This window comes from Streptomyces sp. NPDC002754 (assembly GCF_053592315.1).
Window position 1 is genome coordinate 95,698 of record NZ_JBSFVM010000024.1, and the last position, 16,021, is coordinate 111,718.

General features: G+C 71.6%; 16 protein-coding genes. 11 read left to right on the forward strand and 5 right to left on the reverse strand.

The annotated features are described in order from the left end of the window. Window positions 1-92 precede the first annotated feature (92 nt). The 4 genes from sigK to ACWD2L_RS31870 all read left to right on the forward strand — a co-directional run bounded on the left by sigK (window position 93) and on the right by ACWD2L_RS31870 (window position 3,804). Window positions 93-635, forward strand: coding sequence for an ECF RNA polymerase sigma factor SigK (gene sigK / locus ACWD2L_RS31855; protein WP_351341091.1), 543 nt, complete (start codon window positions 93-95; stop codon window positions 633-635). Continuing rightward, on the forward strand, window positions 632-1,396 hold the full coding sequence (locus ACWD2L_RS31860; protein WP_351341087.1) for an anti-sigma factor: 765 nt from the start codon (window positions 632-634) through the stop codon (window positions 1,394-1,396). Before sigK ends, ACWD2L_RS31860 begins: the two co-directional genes overlap by 4 nt. A gap of 126 nt (window positions 1,397-1,522) precedes the next feature. Beyond that, on the forward strand, window positions 1,523-1,792 hold the full coding sequence (locus tag ACWD2L_RS31865) for a hypothetical protein (RefSeq protein WP_351341085.1): 270 nt from the start codon (window positions 1,523-1,525) through the stop codon (window positions 1,790-1,792). A 317-nt stretch (window positions 1,793-2,109) separates the two neighbouring features. Further along, the gene (locus ACWD2L_RS31870) at window positions 2,110-3,804 is read left to right on the forward strand and encodes an amidohydrolase (protein ID WP_451192715.1); all 1,695 of its coding nucleotides are present in this window, start codon (window positions 2,110-2,112) and stop codon (window positions 3,802-3,804) included. A gap of 18 nt (window positions 3,805-3,822) precedes the next feature. On the opposite strand, the gene ACWD2L_RS31875 is transcribed toward ACWD2L_RS31870, so the two are convergent. Then, window positions 3,823-4,608 (reverse strand): ABC transporter permease, encoded by a 786-nt coding sequence (locus ACWD2L_RS31875; RefSeq protein ID WP_351341079.1) that lies wholly within the window; start codon window positions 4,606-4,608, stop codon window positions 3,823-3,825. Next, window positions 4,605-5,576 (reverse strand): ATP-binding cassette domain-containing protein, encoded by a 972-nt coding sequence (locus ACWD2L_RS31880; protein WP_351341076.1) that lies wholly within the window; start codon window positions 5,574-5,576, stop codon window positions 4,605-4,607. The genes ACWD2L_RS31875 and ACWD2L_RS31880 overlap by 4 nt, the downstream gene beginning before the upstream one ends. Before the next feature lie 63 nt (window positions 5,577-5,639). Here ACWD2L_RS31880 and ACWD2L_RS31885 point away from each other — a divergent pair, with 63 nt between their 5' ends. After that, on the forward strand, window positions 5,640-6,350 hold the full coding sequence (locus tag ACWD2L_RS31885) for a TetR/AcrR family transcriptional regulator (RefSeq protein ID WP_351341073.1): 711 nt from the start codon (window positions 5,640-5,642) through the stop codon (window positions 6,348-6,350). A gap of 134 nt (window positions 6,351-6,484) precedes the next feature. On the opposite strand, the gene ACWD2L_RS31890 is transcribed toward ACWD2L_RS31885, so the two are convergent. The 3 genes from ACWD2L_RS31890 to hmgA all read right to left on the reverse strand — a co-directional run bounded on the left by ACWD2L_RS31890 (window position 6,485) and on the right by hmgA (window position 9,994). Beyond that, window positions 6,485-7,678: a type ISP restriction/modification enzyme gene (locus tag ACWD2L_RS31890; RefSeq protein WP_351341070.1), complete on the reverse strand. Its 1,194-nt coding sequence runs from the start codon at window positions 7,676-7,678 to the stop codon at window positions 6,485-6,487. Window positions 7,679-7,846: 168 nt separating this feature from the next. Next, window positions 7,847-8,596, reverse strand: a complete 750-nt coding sequence (locus tag ACWD2L_RS31895; protein WP_351345141.1) for a GntR family transcriptional regulator — start codon at window positions 8,594-8,596, stop codon at window positions 7,847-7,849. An 84-nt stretch (window positions 8,597-8,680) separates the two neighbouring features. Next, window positions 8,681-9,994, reverse strand: coding sequence for a homogentisate 1,2-dioxygenase (gene hmgA / locus ACWD2L_RS31900; protein ID WP_351345144.1), 1,314 nt, complete (start codon window positions 9,992-9,994; stop codon window positions 8,681-8,683). 178 nt (window positions 9,995-10,172) lie between these two features. Here hmgA and ACWD2L_RS31905 point away from each other — a divergent pair, with 178 nt between their 5' ends. The 6 genes from ACWD2L_RS31905 (at window position 10,173) to ACWD2L_RS31930 (ending at window position 15,922) form a co-directional block, all read left to right on the forward strand. Continuing rightward, window positions 10,173-10,661: a hypothetical protein gene (locus ACWD2L_RS31905; protein ID WP_351345147.1), complete on the forward strand. Its 489-nt coding sequence runs from the start codon at window positions 10,173-10,175 to the stop codon at window positions 10,659-10,661. Window positions 10,662-10,670: 9 nt separating this feature from the next. Further along, window positions 10,671-11,282 (forward strand): TetR/AcrR family transcriptional regulator, encoded by a 612-nt coding sequence (locus ACWD2L_RS31910; RefSeq protein WP_351345150.1) that lies wholly within the window; start codon window positions 10,671-10,673, stop codon window positions 11,280-11,282. A 157-nt stretch (window positions 11,283-11,439) separates the two neighbouring features. Then, window positions 11,440-12,831 (forward strand): CitMHS family transporter, encoded by a 1,392-nt coding sequence (locus ACWD2L_RS31915; RefSeq protein ID WP_351345153.1) that lies wholly within the window; start codon window positions 11,440-11,442, stop codon window positions 12,829-12,831. Between the two features lie 21 nt (window positions 12,832-12,852). Continuing rightward, the gene (locus ACWD2L_RS31920) at window positions 12,853-14,091 is read left to right on the forward strand and encodes an MFS transporter (protein ID WP_351345155.1); all 1,239 of its coding nucleotides are present in this window, start codon (window positions 12,853-12,855) and stop codon (window positions 14,089-14,091) included. 98 nt (window positions 14,092-14,189) lie between these two features. Beyond that, on the forward strand, window positions 14,190-15,272 hold the full coding sequence (locus ACWD2L_RS31925; RefSeq protein ID WP_351345158.1) for a Zn-dependent alcohol dehydrogenase: 1,083 nt from the start codon (window positions 14,190-14,192) through the stop codon (window positions 15,270-15,272). Between the two features lie 167 nt (window positions 15,273-15,439). Beyond that, window positions 15,440-15,922 carry a VOC family protein gene (locus tag ACWD2L_RS31930; protein WP_351345161.1) on the forward strand — a complete coding sequence of 161 codons (483 nt, stop codon included), beginning with the start codon at window positions 15,440-15,442 and terminating at the stop codon, window positions 15,920-15,922. Window positions 15,923-16,021: the final 99 nt, after the last annotated feature.

The window sequence follows — 16,021 nt, forward strand, 5'->3', positions numbered from 1 at the left end:
GCGGCGTCCCCGATCCGGACCGGGCCCGGCCGCGAACCACGTAGTGGGGGCGGCGCGGCACCGGGCCGCGCCACCGGGCGGGAGGGGAACCGATGCGGGCGGACAAATTGCTGCCGATGGTCGGGCAGGGCGACGTGCGGGCGTACGAGGAGCTGTACGAGCTGGTGTCGGGCGCGGTGTACGGGCTCGTGCTCCGGGTGCTGCGCGACCCCGCCCAGTCAGAGGAGGTCACCCAGGAGGTGTTCCTCGAACTGTGGCGGGACGCCGCCCGCTTCGACCCGCGCCGGGGTACTGGAATGGCCTGGGTGCTCACCCACGCCCACCGCAGAGCGGTGGACCGGGTGCGCAGCGCCCGCGCGGCCAGGGAGCGCGAGGAGCGGGCCGTGAGCCGCTGGCACCGCACCGCCTTCGACGAGGTCGCCGAGCAGGTCGAGACGAACCTGGACCGCGAGTGGGTCCGCCGCTGCCTCGAAGGGCTCACCGAACTCCAGCGCCGCTCCGTGACCCTCGCCTACTACGACGGGTACACCTACCGGGAAGTCGCGCAGCGCCTCTCCGTCCCGCTCGGCACCGTCAAGACGCGGATGCGCGACGGGCTGACCCGGCTGCGCGCCTGCCTGGGGGACGCCGCATGAACGACCGGACCCCGAAGCCTCACCGCGTCCCGTGGGCCCCGCGTGTCCACTCCCTCGCCGCGCCCTACGCCCTGGATGCCCTGGAGCACCGCGAACGGGCCCGGCTCGAGCGGCACTTGGCGCGCTGCGACTCCTGCGCCGACGAGGTGCGTGCGCTGACGGAGAGCTCCGTGCGGCTCGCCTGCTCGGCCGCGGTCGCGCCGCCCGCCGAACTGCGCGAGCGGGTGCTGACCGCCGTACGGATCACCGCTCAGGCCCCCGCGGCCACCGTGGAGCGACCGGCGCCACGCGCGCGTGGGCTGCTGATTCCGCTCGGCGTGGCAACGGGCGCGGGCGCGCTCACCGTGGCCGCGCTCTTCGCCGTGCAACTGGAGCGCACCTCGGACCGGCTCGACGCGCAGCGGGCCGCCGCGCGCGAGGTGGCGCGGGTGCTCGCGGCGCCGGACGCCGGTGCCGTCCGCGCCGACGGACTGAACGTGGTCGCGTCGCCCGAGCGGGGCAGTGCGGTGATCACTGTCACAGGTCTCGAAGCGCCGCCCCGCGGCCGGGTCCACCAGTTGTGGCTGATGGCCCCTTCGGCACCGCCGCGTTCCCTCGGTGTGCTGCCCGAGGGCGGCTCCGACACGCCCGTGGTGGCCACCGGCTTGACTTCGGACGCCTCCTCACTCGCCGTCACAACGGAGCCGGACGGCGGTTCCGCGCGCCCCACAGGAGCCCCACTTGTCCAACTCGCCCTGGAATCGGTCGGATTCGGAGAGTGATCGCTTTCGAACCGTCAACCCCCTTACGAGGGAGGTGAATACTGCCACCGGGATGCACGAGTGCCGCGCTGGGGCGATAGGGTTAACCTGCCCGGGCCGGGTGCCCTCGTACGGGTGGGGAGTGACATGGAACAGATAACAGTGCGCAGCAGGCCGCGAGTGCCTGCGATCACCTGCGGGAACGGTGCGACCAGTTCGCGTCTCGACCGCCATCTCTCGGTGCTCGGCGGCCCTGCCGTCCCGCAGCGCGAGACGATGGAGGCGACGTCACTGATGCGCGAGCTGACCACGCGGGACGCGGCGCACGAGCGCAGCGGTAGTCGCGCACGTATGCGGAGGGTCTCGCTCTTCGCGCCCCTGCGGCGGCTTCGCCGCACGCTGTTCGGCGGCCACTAGGAAGCGCCGCCCCAGTAGAGGACAAGGCTCGTATCGCGCCTCCGCGCCGTCCGGTGTATCGCCACGCAGCACAGCGACCGTCATCCCCACGGCACGCGGCGGACACTCCGGCAAGGAGGACGATGCGGGCCTTTGTCGTGCCCGCTCACCCATACATCGCGTAACGCCCTTGTCACGCACGGGTGTTGACGGGGCAATCTCCAGGGTCCAATGTGGCGCGTGATCTTCGTTGGCAGTTACAGCTACACCCACCTCACCCCCGGGAGGTACGCGTGTGTGACCTGCACGACCATCACGAGCACGAGATACCCGCGGCAATGACCGGACCGCAGATCAGCAGACGCCGCATCATGCAGATGCTCGGCGCCGCCGGAGTGACCACCGCCGCGATGACCGCCCAGGCGGACCCGGCGATGGCCGCCGCGGCCGACGGCGCCGACGCGGCCCCGCTCGAGTACAAGGCGCCCGAAGGCCTCGCGGAGGACAGCCCCGCCAAGTCCGCCGCCCTCGGCTGGATCGGCGCCAACAGCTCCCGCATCACCGGCCTGAACGAGGAGATCTGGGAGCATGCCGAGCTGTCGCTGCGCGAGTGGAACTCCTCGCTCGCCGAGGCCGGCTTCCTCGAACGGGCCGGATTCGACGTGAAGTTCGGCACAGCCGGCTTCCCGACCGCGTTCACCGCGACCTACTCCTACGGCAGCGGCGGCCCGGTGCTCGGCTTCAGCGGCGAGTACGACGCGCTGCCCGGCCTCTCGCAGAACAAGGGCGTGGGCCACCACGACCCGCGCGAGTACATCCACGACCCCTTCGCCCCGAGTTACGGCCCGGGACACGGCTGCGGGCACAGCGCGCTCGGCACGGCGGCGGCCGCCGCGGCGGCCGCGGTCGCGCAGGCCGCCAAGCAGCACAAGCTCCCGGTCACCGTGAAGTTCTTCGGCTCCACCGCAGAGGAGGCCCTGATCGGCAAGACGTACGCGGTCAGCAAGGGCGTGTACGAGGGTCTCGACGCCTTCCTCGACTGGCACCCCTCCACCGCCAACGCCACCGGCTGGGGCACCACCAACGCCATGACCGCCGTGACCTTCACGTTCCTCGGTGTCGCCGGTCACGGCGGCACCCCGCTCGGGAACAAGTCCGCGCTCGACGCCGCCGTGATGATGGCGACGATGTCGGAGTTCCTGCGCGAGGAGAACATGGCGCCGAGCGCCCGCCTCCACTGGGTGATCAACAACGGCGGCGAAATCCCGAACGTCACCCCAGAACTCGCGGAGATCAGCTATTACGTGCGCGAGGGCAGCACCGCCCGCGTCCAGGTGCTGCTCGACAAGGTGATCGCGATCTCCGAGGCCGCCGCCAAGGCCTCGCAGACGAAGGTGCAGCACCGCATCACCTCCGCCTGCTGGAACCAGCTGCCGTCCAGGTCCTTCGCGGAGCTGCTGCACGACAACATGCAGCAGATCGGCCCGCCGAAATTCAACGCTGAAGCCCATCAGCTGGCGAAGGACCTGCAGAAGTCCCTGGGTCTCCCCGAGTCCGGAATGCACGACAAGGTCGCCGAACTCACGCCGCCGGACCCGGTGTTCCTCGGCGGTGGCTCGACCGACGTCGCGGACATCAGCTGGAACGCGCCGACCGTTTCGATGGGCTCCGCGCTCGCCCCGATCGGCACGAAGATGCACACCTGGTCCACGGCCGCCTGCGCCGCCGCGGCGCCCGGCCAGGCCGCGGTGCTCGCCGCCGCGAAGTACCTCGCCGCCACGGCGGTCGACCTGATCACCCAGCCGGAGCGGCTCAAGGCGATCAAGGACGAGTTCAAGGACCGTACGAAGGACGTCGAATGGAAGACGGCGATCCCGGACGGCTATGAGCCGCCCATGTACGAGCCGCCCGAGTGGTTCCTGAAGAAGACCGGGCAGAAGTGGCCGCCGAACAACATCACCTGGCCGCCGAAGCGGATCGTGTCCCAGGAGAAGTTCTCCTCCCTTGGCCCCGCGCTCGAGCCGCAGAAGTAGCCGGTACGCACGGCCCGTTCACCGTTCGCCGCGCGCATAGCGGCGGACGGCGAGCGGCACGCACACCGCGAGCAGCACCGTGCACCACGCCAGCGAGCCCGCCACCGGATGCGCCACGGGCCAGGCCGCGCCGTACGGCACCGGCGCGTTGCCGAACAGCTCGCGCACGGCCGTGGCCACGGCGCTGATCGGGTTCCACTCGGCGAGGGTGCGCACCCACCCCGGCATCCCGTCGGTCGGGATGTACGCGTTCGACAGTAGCGGCAGCATGAACGTGGCGCCGCCCAGCTGCCCCGCCGCCTCCTCGCTCTGCGAGGCGAGCCCGAGCAGGATCCCGACCCACGTCGCGGCGAACCGGAGGAGCAGCAGCAGCCCGAACGCGCCGAGTGCGCCCGGCAGTCCGCCCTCGATCCGCCAGCCCATCGCGAGCCCCACGAGCACCAGCGGCACCAGGCCGACGGCGGTCGTCAGCAGATCGGCGACCGCCTGCCCGAGCGGCACCGCGGCCCGGCTCATCGGCAGCGTGCGGAAGCGGTCCATCACGCCCCGGTGCGAGTCCTGGGCGGCGCCGAACATCCCGGTCATGATCCCGTTGGCCGCGGTCGCCACGAGCATGCCCGGCACCAGGAACGCCCGGTACTCCGCGCCCGGCATGGCGAGCGCGGAGCCGAAGACGTATCCGAAGAACAGCAGGAACACGATCGGCATGGTCTGCGTCATGATCAGGATCGCCGGGGCGTGCCGGAGGCGCTGGAGGTGACGGCCGAGCACGGCCGTACCGTCGTAGAGGATGGCGGTGCTCATGCGGCGACCTCCTGAGGTCTGGTGACGGTGAGGCGCAGGAACACCTCGTCGAGCGTGGGCGGGCGCAGCGTCGCATCGAGCAACGGGACGCCGGACGCGTCGAGTTCGCGTACGACGCGGGGGAGGGTGAGAGCCGGGTCGAGCACGACGGCGCCCACGGTGCGGCACTCCGTGTCCAACCGGGGCCGGGTGCCGGTCAGTTGGTCGAGGACGACGGCCGCCGCGTGCAGCGCCCGCTCGCCCGCCTCCTGTGCCACGACGACCTCCGCGTAGTGCCCGATCTGCGCCTTGAGTTCGGCGGGCGTGCCCGAGTGGGCGGCGCGGCCCTCGTCGATCAGCACGATGTCGTCGGCGAGTTGGTCGGCCTCCTCCAGGTACTGCGTGGTGAGGACGACGGTCGTGCCCTCGCGGGACAGCTCGCGCACGGTCTCCCAGATGCCGTTCCTGCTGTGTGGGTCGAGGCCGGTGGTCGGCTCGTCGAGGAAGAGGACGGCGGGGCGGGTGAGCAGGCTCGCGGCCAGATCGAGGCGGCGGCGCATGCCGCCGGAGTACGTACGCGCGGTGCGGTCGGCGGCGTCGGTCAGCTCGAAGCGCTCGATCAGCTCGTCGGCGCGGGCACGGGCGTGCGGCGCGCGCAGGAGGCGGGCGAACAGGCGCAGGTTCTCGCGTCCTGTGAGGTCGCCGTCGACCGAGGCGTACTGGCCGGTGACGCCGATGCGGCGGCGGACGGACTGCGGGGCGGCGGTGATGTCGTGCCCGGCGACACGCGCGGTGCCGGCGTCGGGGCGCAGCAGCGTCGTGAGCAGCCGGACGGCGGTCGTCTTGCCTGCCCCGTTCGGCCCGAGCAGACCGCACACCGTGCCCTCGCGGACCGCCAGATCCAGGCCGCGCACGGCGTGCACGGCCTTCGGCCCCCTGCCGAAGCGCTTCTCCAGACCCTCACTAAGTACAGCGTACGTAGAAGTCATGACCCCACCGTAGCGCATTACGTACGGCGTACGTAACTAGGATGGTGCGCGAGGTGATGACCAATGGCGGGCCGAGCGGCCGAACCCGAAGTGATCTGGGCGCGCCCCGAGCGCGCCGGGCGGGGGCCGAGACCCGCGCACAGCAGGGCCGACATCGCGGCGACGGCGGTGCGCGTCGCCGATGCCGAGGGCATCGACGCGGTGTCCATGCGGAAGATCGCCGGTGAGCTGGGCATGGGCACGATGTCGCTGTACAACTACGTGCCGCGCAAGGAGGACCTGTACGAGCTGATGGTCGACGCCGTCAGTGCCGAGTACGAGTTCCCCGGGCCGAGCGGCGACTGGCGGGCGGATGTGCTCGGGCTCGCCCGGCAGGCGCGGGCGCTGATGCATCGGCACCCCTGGATGCCGGGCCTGATGTCACCGGTCTACGGGTTCAGCCCGAACGCCCTCGCCTACCTGGAGTACTGCCTGACCTGCCTCGATCCGCTCGACCTGCCGTACGGCACGAAGATGGAGCTGGTCGCCGCGGTGACCAGCGTGGTCACGACGTACGTGGCCAACGAGATCGCCACGGCCGAGCGGACCCGCTCCCTGCCGTGGAGCGCCGAGCAGGAACAGGCGGCGCGGATCGCGTACTTGGGCAGGCAGGTGGCCTCGGGCCGGTACCCGCGGCTCGCGGCGTCCTTCGCGGAGGACGCCGGGCCCATCGACCTGGAGGCCGTGTTCGAGCGGGCGCTGCGGCGGACGCTGGAGGGGTTCGCGGCGGAGTGAGCGTGCCCGCCGGGTGACCTGGGAGCCGGGCGAACGGGTCGCCCGCGCCCGCTTCCTGATGGCCCGGGCCGACAGTCGCCCAGGGGTTCGCGCTTTGGCGCCGGGAGCGCTCGCCCTCCCGGACCTCTCGGGATTTACAGGATCGCGAACTGGCCGCCCGGGCCCTCCTCCTGGTGGTCGAGGACGGAGGCGGGACGGCGGGCCGAGTCCGGGACGGGGAGGATGTGTGCCCGTTCCAGGTCCTTCGTCGTCATCGGGTCCGCGAGGGCGGCCTCCCGCAACTCGTCCTGTGAAGGGCCGAGTTCCGCGAGCAGCGTCAGGGTCGTGACGAGCTCCAGGAGCTGCGAGGTCCACGGCTGCGGCCAGGTGGCCGGGCGCAGGGCCGCGAGTGTGCCGGGTTCGGCAGGTGCGGTGCGGCGCGCGAACCACTGCTCCAGGACCCGGACCCCGCCGACATGGAAGTCCCAGGCCGCCGCGGGGACCGGGGACACCCGCCCGTCGCCGACGAGCAGGGCCTCCTCCTCGCGGTCGTAGAGGATCTCCGTCGGCCGGGCCGGTAGCGGGGCGCGTACGTACGGGCGGCGGCCACCGGGCAGCTTGGGGCGCTCGGCGTCCGTGCCGCGCCGCTCCAACCACAGGACACGGCGGCCGAGTTCCACGCCGCGCGCCCATACGTCGGCGGCGTCAGGCAGCGGCACGCGGATGCCGCGCGAGCCGTCGCGGGTGCCCGTCACCAGGATCCACGCGAACAGCTCGGCCGCTGTCACCTCCTGGTCGTACGCGCCGGAGAGGTGGGTGAGCAGGCCCGGCGCCACGTTCGGCTCCGCGCCGCCGGGGCGGCGGTACAGCGGGCGGACGCGGCCCTCCGGGAGCACGGTGGACGCCAGTAGTGCGGGGCCGGCGGCATCGGGCGCGTACCTCTGCTCGACGAGGAACAGCTGCCGCTCGTCCGCGACCCGCCACAGTTCGGGGCGCGCGGCGTCGATCAGGCGCTGGTCCGGGATGAGCCACTGCTCGTCGAACGGGCCGTGCAGCAGTGGCACGGGGGCCGGGCAGGGGCCGTGGGCGTGCGCGAGTGGTTCGGTGCCGGTGCGTTGGCCGGGGAGTTGGGCGGTGGCGGTGTGCAGGGTGCGGGCGCGGGAGGGTTCGAGGAGTGCGGTGCGCTCGGCCTCGTCGGCAGCCACGAAGGCGTTCCAACGGGTCTTCAGGGAAGCGGGGTCCGGGGAGACGGGCCAGGTGCGGCCCAGGCGCAGGGGTGCGACGGACCATGGCATGAGGTCGGTCAGTCCGATGGCCTCGGTGAGCGGGTCATTCGTCACGCCCGGCATGCTACGTCCCCCTCCACGGCACCGGCGTTACGGCCTCGGGGCTCCGTCCCGGACCCCGCTGCTCAATCGCCGCAGGGGCTTGATCGGGTGACCCATTTCCAGCCCCGCCGGCGATTGAGGCGCGGGGTCCGGGGCGGAGCCCCGTGGCCGGAACGCCGGTGCTGCGCATCAGTCCGCGTCCAACGTCACCGTGAAGGAGAACCGGTCCCCCCGGTAGTGGATGACCGCCACATCAAGCACCCTGCCCGCCTCGTCGTACGTGACACCCGTGTAGTGCAGGATCGGACTGAGCAACGGCACTTCGAGGAGCCGCGCCGTCTCCGGATCCGCGAGCCGCGCCTGCACCGAGTCCGTGATCCGGCTGATCCGCACACCCACCACATCCCGCAGCACCTTCGTCATCGGCCACCGCTCCAGATCCGCGAGGTCGACGCGGGCGCCGAGGTCGGGCCGCAGATAGTTGCGCGCGTGGTTCGTCGGCTCGCCGGTCTTCTCGTCGCTGCGCAGCCGGTGGTACGTGGGGACGGCCCCCGCCTCCGGGAAGTGCTCGGCGAAGGCCACGGGGACCGGCACCGTGCCGTGGTCGAGCAGCCGCGTCGTCATGCCGGACTGCTGCGCGACGATCGCGTCGACCGAGCCCAACAGGCGTACCGGCGCACCCTGTTGGGCGTCCGGCTCGATGAACGTGCCGCGGCGCCTGTGCCGCGTGATGAGCCCCTCGTCCTCCAGTTCCTTCAGCGCCTGGCGCATGGTGAGCACGGAGACCCCGTAGTGCCCCGCGAGTTGCTCCTCGGTGGGCAGGCGCAGCGGGTCCTGCGGCGATCTTCCGAGTATCGAGGCGCGCAGGGACTGCGACACCTGATACCAGAGCGGCAATTTGCGGTTCAGGACGATCGAGTCCGGGGCGAATGACGTCACGGGTTATCCGTACCGGTCGTGGGGGGAGTGGTGCAATGCGGCGACCATGGGGTCCATCGGATCCGCCGGATCCATCCGCCGGATCTATCCGCGGAAGTGGCGTTCCAGGCCGCGCCACACATCGTCGTAGCCGCGCTGCAGATGTCCGGCGGTCGCGGCCTGCGGGGCGAGGGTGACGGGCCAGCGCGTCTCGAACATGAAGGCCAGGCCGTCGTCGACCTTCTGCGGCTTCAGCTCGGCGGCGCTCGCCTTGTCGAACGTCTCCCGGTCGGGGCCGTGCGCCGACATCATGTTGTGCAGCGAGCCGCCGCCCGGCACGAAGCCCTCGGCCTTGGCGTCGTACGCGCCGTCGATGAGCCCCATGTACTCGCTCATCACGTTCCGGTGGAAGTACGGCGGCCGGAACGTGTCCTCGCCCACCAGCCAGCGCGGCGCGAAGACGACGAAGTCGACACCCGCGAGGCCCGGGGTGTCGGACGGCGACGTGAGCACCGTGAAGATCGACGGGTCCGGGTGGTCGTACGAGATCGTGCCGATGACGTTGAAGCGGCGCAGGTCGTACACGTACGGGACGTGGTTGCCGTGCCAGGCGACGACGTCGAGCGGGGAGTGGTCGTATACGGCCGACCACAGGTTCCCGCAGAACTTGTTCACGACCTCCACCGGACGGTCGTCGTCCTCGTACGCGGCGACCGGCGCCCTGAAGTCCCGTGCGTTCGCCAGGCCGTTGGCGCCGATCGGGCCGAGGTCGGGCAGCTGGAACGGGGCGCCGTAGTTCTCGCACACGTACCCCCGCGCGGAGTCGTCGAGGAGCTCCACCCGGAAGCGGACGCCGCGCGGGACCAGCGCGACCTCGTCCGGCTCGACGGCGAGCTTCCCGAACTCCGTGTGCAGCAGCAGCCCGCCGTGTTCCGGAACGATCAGCAGTTCACCGTCCGCGTCGCTGAACACCCGGTCCTTCATGGGGGAGTTGGCGTGGTACAGGTGCACGGCCATGCCGGTGCGCTGCGTCGCGTCGCCGTTGCCGCCCAGTGTCCACAGGCCGGCCAGCCAGTCCGTGCCGGGTGCCGGCTCGGGCAGCGGGTTCCAGCGGCGGCGGTTGGGATCGGGGGCGGTCTCGGTGAACGGGGCCGTGCGCACCGCCCCGTTGTCGACACGGCTGAACTCCGGGTGCGCCGCCGACGGGCGGATCCGGTACAGCCACGAGCGGCGGTTGTGTGCCCGCGGCTCGGTGAATGCGGTGCCGCTGAGCTGCTCCGCGTACAGGCCGAGCGGCGCGCGCTGCGGCGAGTTGCGCCCCTCCGGCAGGGCCCCGGGCACGGCCTGTGAGCCGTGCTCGTTCCCGAAGCCGGAGAGGTAGGTCAGCCCCTCGGCGGTCTTGCGTACGTCCCCGCTCATCATCGCTCCCTGGTCCGTGAATCCTATGCAACACCGTAGGATTCGTGGGTGGGCGGCGCAAGACGTCACCGTCCGTCGTATGGCTGACGCGCGGCGGTACCAGCGGCCGAGCAGCGGCCGCAGAGGGTCCTCCCCGCGAGGGATCCGCCGATGTCAGCGGTCCTCTACCGTCCGGAACATGCCCACTTTCCCGTCCCTCCGCGCGGCCGCCGCGGCGCTGCTGACCTGCGCCCTGCTCGCCGGCGTCGCGGGCTGCGGGGGCGACGGCGGCGGACCGCGGCAGGTCGGCGAGGTCCTGGAGCACACCGACGCGGCCGGGCACCACTACCGCCGGGTCCCCGACGAGGGCGCACCCGAGATCGGCCTGATCGTGAAGCCGCGGACGGGCCCCGCGGGCGGCTGGGAGGTCCGTATCTGGGTACGGCACTTCCGCCTCAGCCCCCACGGCACCCCGACCCGCGCCGTCGAGGGCCGCGGTTACGCGCGCCTCTACCTCGACGGCCGCCACCTGGCCCGGCTGCGCGCCGTCGACTACCGCCTCCCCGGCACCCGCCTGCACCGCGGCACCCACCACCTCACCGCCCGCCTCTACGCCGACGACCACACGGTGTGGGCCGTCGCGAACAAGCCCGTCGAGGCCACCGCGGACCTGACGGCCTCACCGTAGGCTTGTTCCATGGCCCATCCAACGCCCTTGCGCCGCAAGCCCGTTCAGCGGCGCAGCGCCGAGCGCCTGGCCCGGATCCTCGACGCCTGCGCCGAACTCCTCGACGAGACGGGTTACGACGAGCTGAGCACCCGCGCCGTCGCGCACCGCGCCGAGGTCCCCATCGGCTCGGTCTACCGCTTCTTCGGCAACAAGCGGGCCCTGGTCGACGCGCTGGCCGAACGCAACCTCGACCGGTACGTGCGGCGGGTCACCGCGCGCCTCAGGGACGTCCCCGCCGGTGACTGGCGGGCCGCGATGGACTCCGTACTCGACGAGTACCTCGCGATGAAGCGCACGGCGCCGGGCTTCTCCCTGGTCGACTTCGGCACCCAGCTCCCCGTGGGCGCCCCCGACGCCGGCCCCAACCACCGCGTCGCCGACACCCTCACCGGCCTCCTCGCCCCACGCCTCGACCGCGTCCCGGACGTCGATCTGCGCCGCGCGTTCCTCGTCGCCGTCGAATCCGCCGACGCGCTGGTCCGGCTCGCGTTCCGCGTCGACCCGGAGCGCGGCGACGAGGCGATCATCGGAGAGGTACGGGAGCTGCTGCGGGCGTATCTGGCGCGCGTGCTCGACTGAACCGCCCGTGTGAACCGCTCGTGACCTGGAGTTTTGCGCTTATTGCTCGCGTGTCAACGCCTTGTTAACACTTGTTCGGCCCACCTAGCGTCTCGCTGGCTGCCTCCCCCACGGCGGCTGTTCGAAGGCGAACGTAGACGTGAGAGGGCCCCTCCCCATGCTGACCATCCTCGGTTTCGGCATGATCGCCACCTTCCTGGTGCTGATCATGATGAAAAAGGTGTCGCCGATCGCGGCGCTCGTGCTCATCCCGGCGCTGTTCTGCGTCCTGGTGGGCAAGGGCGCCAACCTCGGCGACTACGTGATCGCCGGCATCGGTGACCTGGCGCCCACCGCGGCCATGCTGATGTTCGCGATCGTCTACTTCGGCGTGATGATCGACGTCGGCCTCTTCGACCCGATCGTGCGCGGCATCCTGAAGTTCGCGAAGGCCGACCCCGTCCGCATCGTCGTCGGCACCGCCGTGCTCGCCGCGATCGTCTCGCTCGACGGCGACGGCTCCACCACCTTCATGATCACCGTCTCGGCGATGTACCCGCTGTACAAGCGCCTGAAGATGAGCCTCGTCGTGATGACGGGTGTCGCCGCGACCGCCAACGGCGTGATGAACACGCTGCCGTGGGGCGGCCCGACGGCCCGCGCCGCCACCGCGCTGAAGGTGGACGCCAGCGACATCTTCGTACCGATGATCCCGGCGCTCGGCGTGGGACTGCTCTTCGTGTTCGCCCTCTCGTACGTCCTCGGGCGCCGGGAGCGCAAGCGGCTCGGCTTCCTCTCCCTGGAAGAGGACGTCAAGGTCACCGAGACCGTCGAGGAGAAGGTGCTCGTCGGCGCGGGCGGCGGCAGCGGCAGCAAGGGCACCGGCGCCGCGTCCACCCCCTCGTACGAGAACGACGAGGGCGAGACGTTCTCCGGGCTCGACCCGAACCGGGCCACCCTGCGCCCCAGGCTCTACTGGTTCAACGCCCTGCTCACGGTGGGGCTGCTGGCCTCCATGATCATGGAACTGCTTCCGATCCCGGTGCTGTTCATGCTCGGCGCCGCGCTCGCGCTCTCGGTCAACTACCCGCACATGGCCGACCAGAAGGCGCGGATCGGCGCGCACGCAGAGAACGTCCTCAACGTCGCGGGCATGGTCTTCGCCGCCGCCGTCTTCACGGGCGTGCTCCAGGGCACCGGCATGGTCGACCACATGGCGAAGTGGGTCGTGGGCGGCATCCCGGACTGGATGGGCCCGCACATGGCACTCGTGACGGGCGTGCTGTCCATCCCCTTCACGTACTTCATGTCCAACGACGGCTTCTACTTCGGCATCCTGCCGGTGCTCGCCGAGGCCGGCAACGCGCACGGCGTCTCGACCCTCGAGATCGCCCGCGCCTCGCTCGCCGGACAGCCGCTGCACATGTCGAGTCCGCTGGTCCCGGCGGTCTACGTGCTGGTGGGCATGGCTAAGGTCGAGTTCGGCGACCACACCAAGTTCACCGTGAAATGGGCGGCGTTGACCGCGCTGGTCGTCCTCTGCGCCGGTCTGCTGTTCGGAATCGTGTGACCCGATGAATCCTGTGACCTCATGAGCCGTGCCTGGCTGCTCCGCCTCGTCATCGCCTTCAGCTTCGCGCAGGCGGCGGTGTCGATGGCGCGGCCCGCGGTCTCCTACCGGGCCCTCGCGCTGGGCGCCGACGAGCGTGCCGTCGGCGTCATCGCGGGGGTCTACGCGCTGCTCCCGCTGTTCGCCGCCGTGCCGCTCGGGCGGCGCACGGACCACGGCCGGTGCGCGCCGCTGCTCCCCGTGGGTGTGGTGCTCATCGCGGGCGGCTGCGCGATGAGCGGACTCGCGAACTCCCTTGCGGGGATGGCCGCCTGGAGCGGCGTGATGGGGCTCGGGCACCTGTGCTTCGTCATCGGTGCCCAGTCGATCGTGGCCCGGCAGTCCGCGCCCGAGGACCAGGACCGCAACTTCGGCCACTTCACCATCGGGGCCTCCCTCGGCCAGCTCGTCGGGCCGATCGCCGCGGGCGCCCTGATCGAGGGCCACGACATGGCGGGCACGAGCGCGCTCGCGCTCCTCGTGTCGGCGGGTGTCTGCGCGCTGGCCGTGACCTCGCTGTGGCGCATCGAGTCCCTTCGTACGCAGACGGGTTCGCGTGCGAAGGAGTCCTCCAGGGTCCCCGTGCACCGCATCCTGCGCACCCGCGGCGTGCCCGGCGGCATCTTCATCAGCCTCGCCGTCCTGTCGGCCACCGACATCCTCACGGCGTATCTGCCGGTGGTGGGCGAGCACCGGGGGATCGCGCCCGCGGTGATCGGCGTGCTGCTCAGCCTGCGCGCGGGCGCGACGGTCGCCTGCCGGCTGGTCATGACCCCGCTCATCAACTGGCTCGGCCGGACCACCCTGGTCGCCACCACGTGTCTGCTCGCGGCGCTGCTGTGCGTGGGCATCGCGCTGCCCGTGCCGGTGTGGGCGCTCGGCGCGATGCTGATCGTGCTGGGCTTCTGCCTCGGGGTGGGCCAGCCGCTCTCCATGACCACGGTCGTGCAGGCCGCCCCGGCGGAGGCCCGCTCCACCGCGCTGGCGCTCCGGCTGACCGGCAACCGTCTCGGCCAGGTCGCGGCCCCGGCCTCCGCGGGCCTGATCGCGGGCGTGGCGGGGACGGCGGCCCCGTTCGTGATGCTGGGCGGACTGCTGTTCGTGGCGGCGGGGCTCGGGGTCAGGGGTGGCGCCAAGCGCGGTGCCGAAGACGGTGCGGGGCAAGGGAGAGCATGGGCGCCCCGGCTGCGTCGGCGCGAGAAGGACCACCAGCGGCACTGACCCTCCACCGGGCACCCCTGGACCCTGGAAACTAGCGACGCTAGTTTGGATCGGCACGTACGTGACATCCCGCACTCGCTCAGGGAGTTGTGTCCATCATGGTCCGCGCCGCTGTACTGCCCGCCGTCGGTTCCCCGCTGGAGATCGCCGACATCGACCTGCCCGAACCGGGGCCCGGCCAGGTCCGGGTGCGACTCGCCGCCGCCGGGGTCTGCCACTCCGATCTGTCCCTGACCAACGGCACCATGCGGGTCCCGGTCCCCGCGGTCCTCGGTCACGAGGGCGCGGGGACCGTCGTCTCCGTCGGTGACGGTGTCACGCACGTGGTCCCCGGTGACGGTGTCGTCCTCAACTGGGCTCCCTCCTGCGGAAGTTGCCACGCCTGCGCGCTGGGCGAGGTCTGGCTGTGCGCCAACGCCCTCGCGGGCGCGGCGAACATCCACGCGAAGCGCGCGTCCGACGGCAGCGACCTCCACCCCGGCCTGAACGTCGCCGCGTTCGCCGAGGAGACCGTCGTCGCAGCGAACTGCGTGCTGCCGGTGCCGGACGGCGTCCCGCTCATCGACGCGGCCCTGCTCGGCTGCGCGGTGCTCACCGGGTACGGCGCCGTGCACCACTCCGCGCGCGTACGGGAGGGGGAGACGGTCGCGGTGTACGGCGTCGGTGGCGTCGGCCTCGCCACGCTCCAGGCCGCGCGCATCGCGGGCGCCTCGAAGATCATCGCGGTCGACGTGTCCCCGGAGAAGGAGGCGCTGGCGTGCGCGGCGGGCGCGACGGACTACGTGGTCGCCTCCGAGACGACCGCGCGCGAGATCCGCGGGCTCACGGACAAGCAGGGCGTCGACGTGGCGGTGGAGTGCGTCGGCCGCGCCGTCACGATCCGTACCGCCTGGGAGTCCACCCGGCGCGGCGGCCGCACCACCGTCGTCGGCATCGGCGGCAAGGACCAGCAGGTCACCTTCAACGCCCTGGAGATCTTCCACTGGGGCCGCACGCTGTCCGGTTGCGTCTACGGCAACTGCGACCCGGCGGTCGACCTTCCGGTGCTCGCCGAGCACATCCGCGCGGGCCGCCTCGACCTGAGCACGCTGGTGACCGAGCGGATCGTCCTGGAGGGGATCCCGGCGGCGTTCGACAACATGGTGGCGGGCAAGGGCGGACGGGCGCTGGTTGTGTTCTAGGGCGTGTTTCGAAAGTAGCGTCGTCCGCCCGCGAGGCAGACGGGACTTTCGAAACACGCCCTAGGGGTGCCGCGGCGATGAGTTCTCGACTCGCGGCCGGTCTGTAGGAGGAGAACCCTGATACAGGCCGGCCCGCCGGCACCGGAACGGGAACCAGGAGGCACACCATGTCCGAGACCGCCCAGAAGATCCGCCCCTGTCTGTGGTTCGACGGCAAGTCCGAGGAAGCGGCCGGCTTCTACGTCTCGCTGTTCCCCGGCACCGACTCCAAGATCCTGGACGTCCAGCACTTCGGCGACAAGGAGTCGCAGGAGCCCGGCTCGGGCGTCATCGTGTCGTTCCGCATCGCGGGCTCCGAGTACCAAGGGCTGGACGGCGGGCCCGAGTTCAAGTTCAACGAGGCGGTCTCGCTCACCGTCGACTGCGCCGACCAGGCCGAGGTCGACCGGCTCTGGGACCGGCTCACGGCGGACGGCGGCGAGCCGGGGCCGTGCGGCTGGTGCAAGGACAAGTACGGCCTGTCCTGGCAGATCGTGCCGCGCCGCCTCACCGAGCTCCTCGCGGACCCCGACAAGGATCGGGCGGGTCGGGTCCTCGCCGCGATGATGAAAATGGGCAAGATCGACGTGTCAGCCCTCGAGTCGGCCTGACCTCTTCAAGCCCCTGCGGGCGAGCAAATCAAGCCCCGCCGGCGATTGAGGCGCGGGGTCCGGGGCGGAGCCCCGCGGCCACAGAACGGAACAGCACAC

What these genes read in the sequence shown, in the direction of transcription:
- ACWD2L_RS31925 (WP_351345158.1), top strand. Translation starts at nt 14,190, where the DNA reads ATGGTCCGCGCCGCTGTACTGCCCGCCGTCGGTTCCCCGCTGGAGATC.
- ACWD2L_RS31860 (WP_351341087.1), top strand. Translation starts at nt 632, where the DNA reads ATGAACGACCGGACCCCGAAGCCTCACCGCGTCCCGTGGGCCCCGCGT.
- ACWD2L_RS31870 (WP_451192715.1), top strand. Translation starts at nt 2,110, where the DNA reads ATGACCGGACCGCAGATCAGCAGACGCCGCATCATGCAGATGCTCGGC.
- ACWD2L_RS31930 (WP_351345161.1), top strand. Translation starts at nt 15,440, where the DNA reads ATGTCCGAGACCGCCCAGAAGATCCGCCCCTGTCTGTGGTTCGACGGC.
- ACWD2L_RS31915 (WP_351345153.1), top strand. Translation starts at nt 11,440, where the DNA reads ATGCTGACCATCCTCGGTTTCGGCATGATCGCCACCTTCCTGGTGCTG.
- ACWD2L_RS31910 (WP_351345150.1), top strand. Translation starts at nt 10,671, where the DNA reads ATGGCCCATCCAACGCCCTTGCGCCGCAAGCCCGTTCAGCGGCGCAGC.
- ACWD2L_RS31865 (WP_351341085.1), top strand. Translation starts at nt 1,523, where the DNA reads ATGGAACAGATAACAGTGCGCAGCAGGCCGCGAGTGCCTGCGATCACC.
- hmgA (WP_351345144.1), bottom strand. Translation starts at nt 9,994, where the DNA reads ATGAGCGGGGACGTACGCAAGACCGCCGAGGGGCTGACCTACCTCTCC.
- ACWD2L_RS31875 (WP_351341079.1), bottom strand. Translation starts at nt 4,608, where the DNA reads ATGAGCACCGCCATCCTCTACGACGGTACGGCCGTGCTCGGCCGTCAC.
- ACWD2L_RS31905 (WP_351345147.1), top strand. Translation starts at nt 10,173, where the DNA reads ATGCCCACTTTCCCGTCCCTCCGCGCGGCCGCCGCGGCGCTGCTGACC.
- sigK (WP_351341091.1), top strand. Translation starts at nt 93, where the DNA reads ATGCGGGCGGACAAATTGCTGCCGATGGTCGGGCAGGGCGACGTGCGG.
- ACWD2L_RS31880 (WP_351341076.1), bottom strand. Translation starts at nt 5,576, where the DNA reads ATGACTTCTACGTACGCTGTACTTAGTGAGGGTCTGGAGAAGCGCTTC.
- ACWD2L_RS31890 (WP_351341070.1), bottom strand. Translation starts at nt 7,678, where the DNA reads ATGCCGGGCGTGACGAATGACCCGCTCACCGAGGCCATCGGACTGACC.
- ACWD2L_RS31920 (WP_351345155.1), top strand. Translation starts at nt 12,853, where the DNA reads ATGAGCCGTGCCTGGCTGCTCCGCCTCGTCATCGCCTTCAGCTTCGCG.
- ACWD2L_RS31885 (WP_351341073.1), top strand. Translation starts at nt 5,640, where the DNA reads ATGGCGGGCCGAGCGGCCGAACCCGAAGTGATCTGGGCGCGCCCCGAG.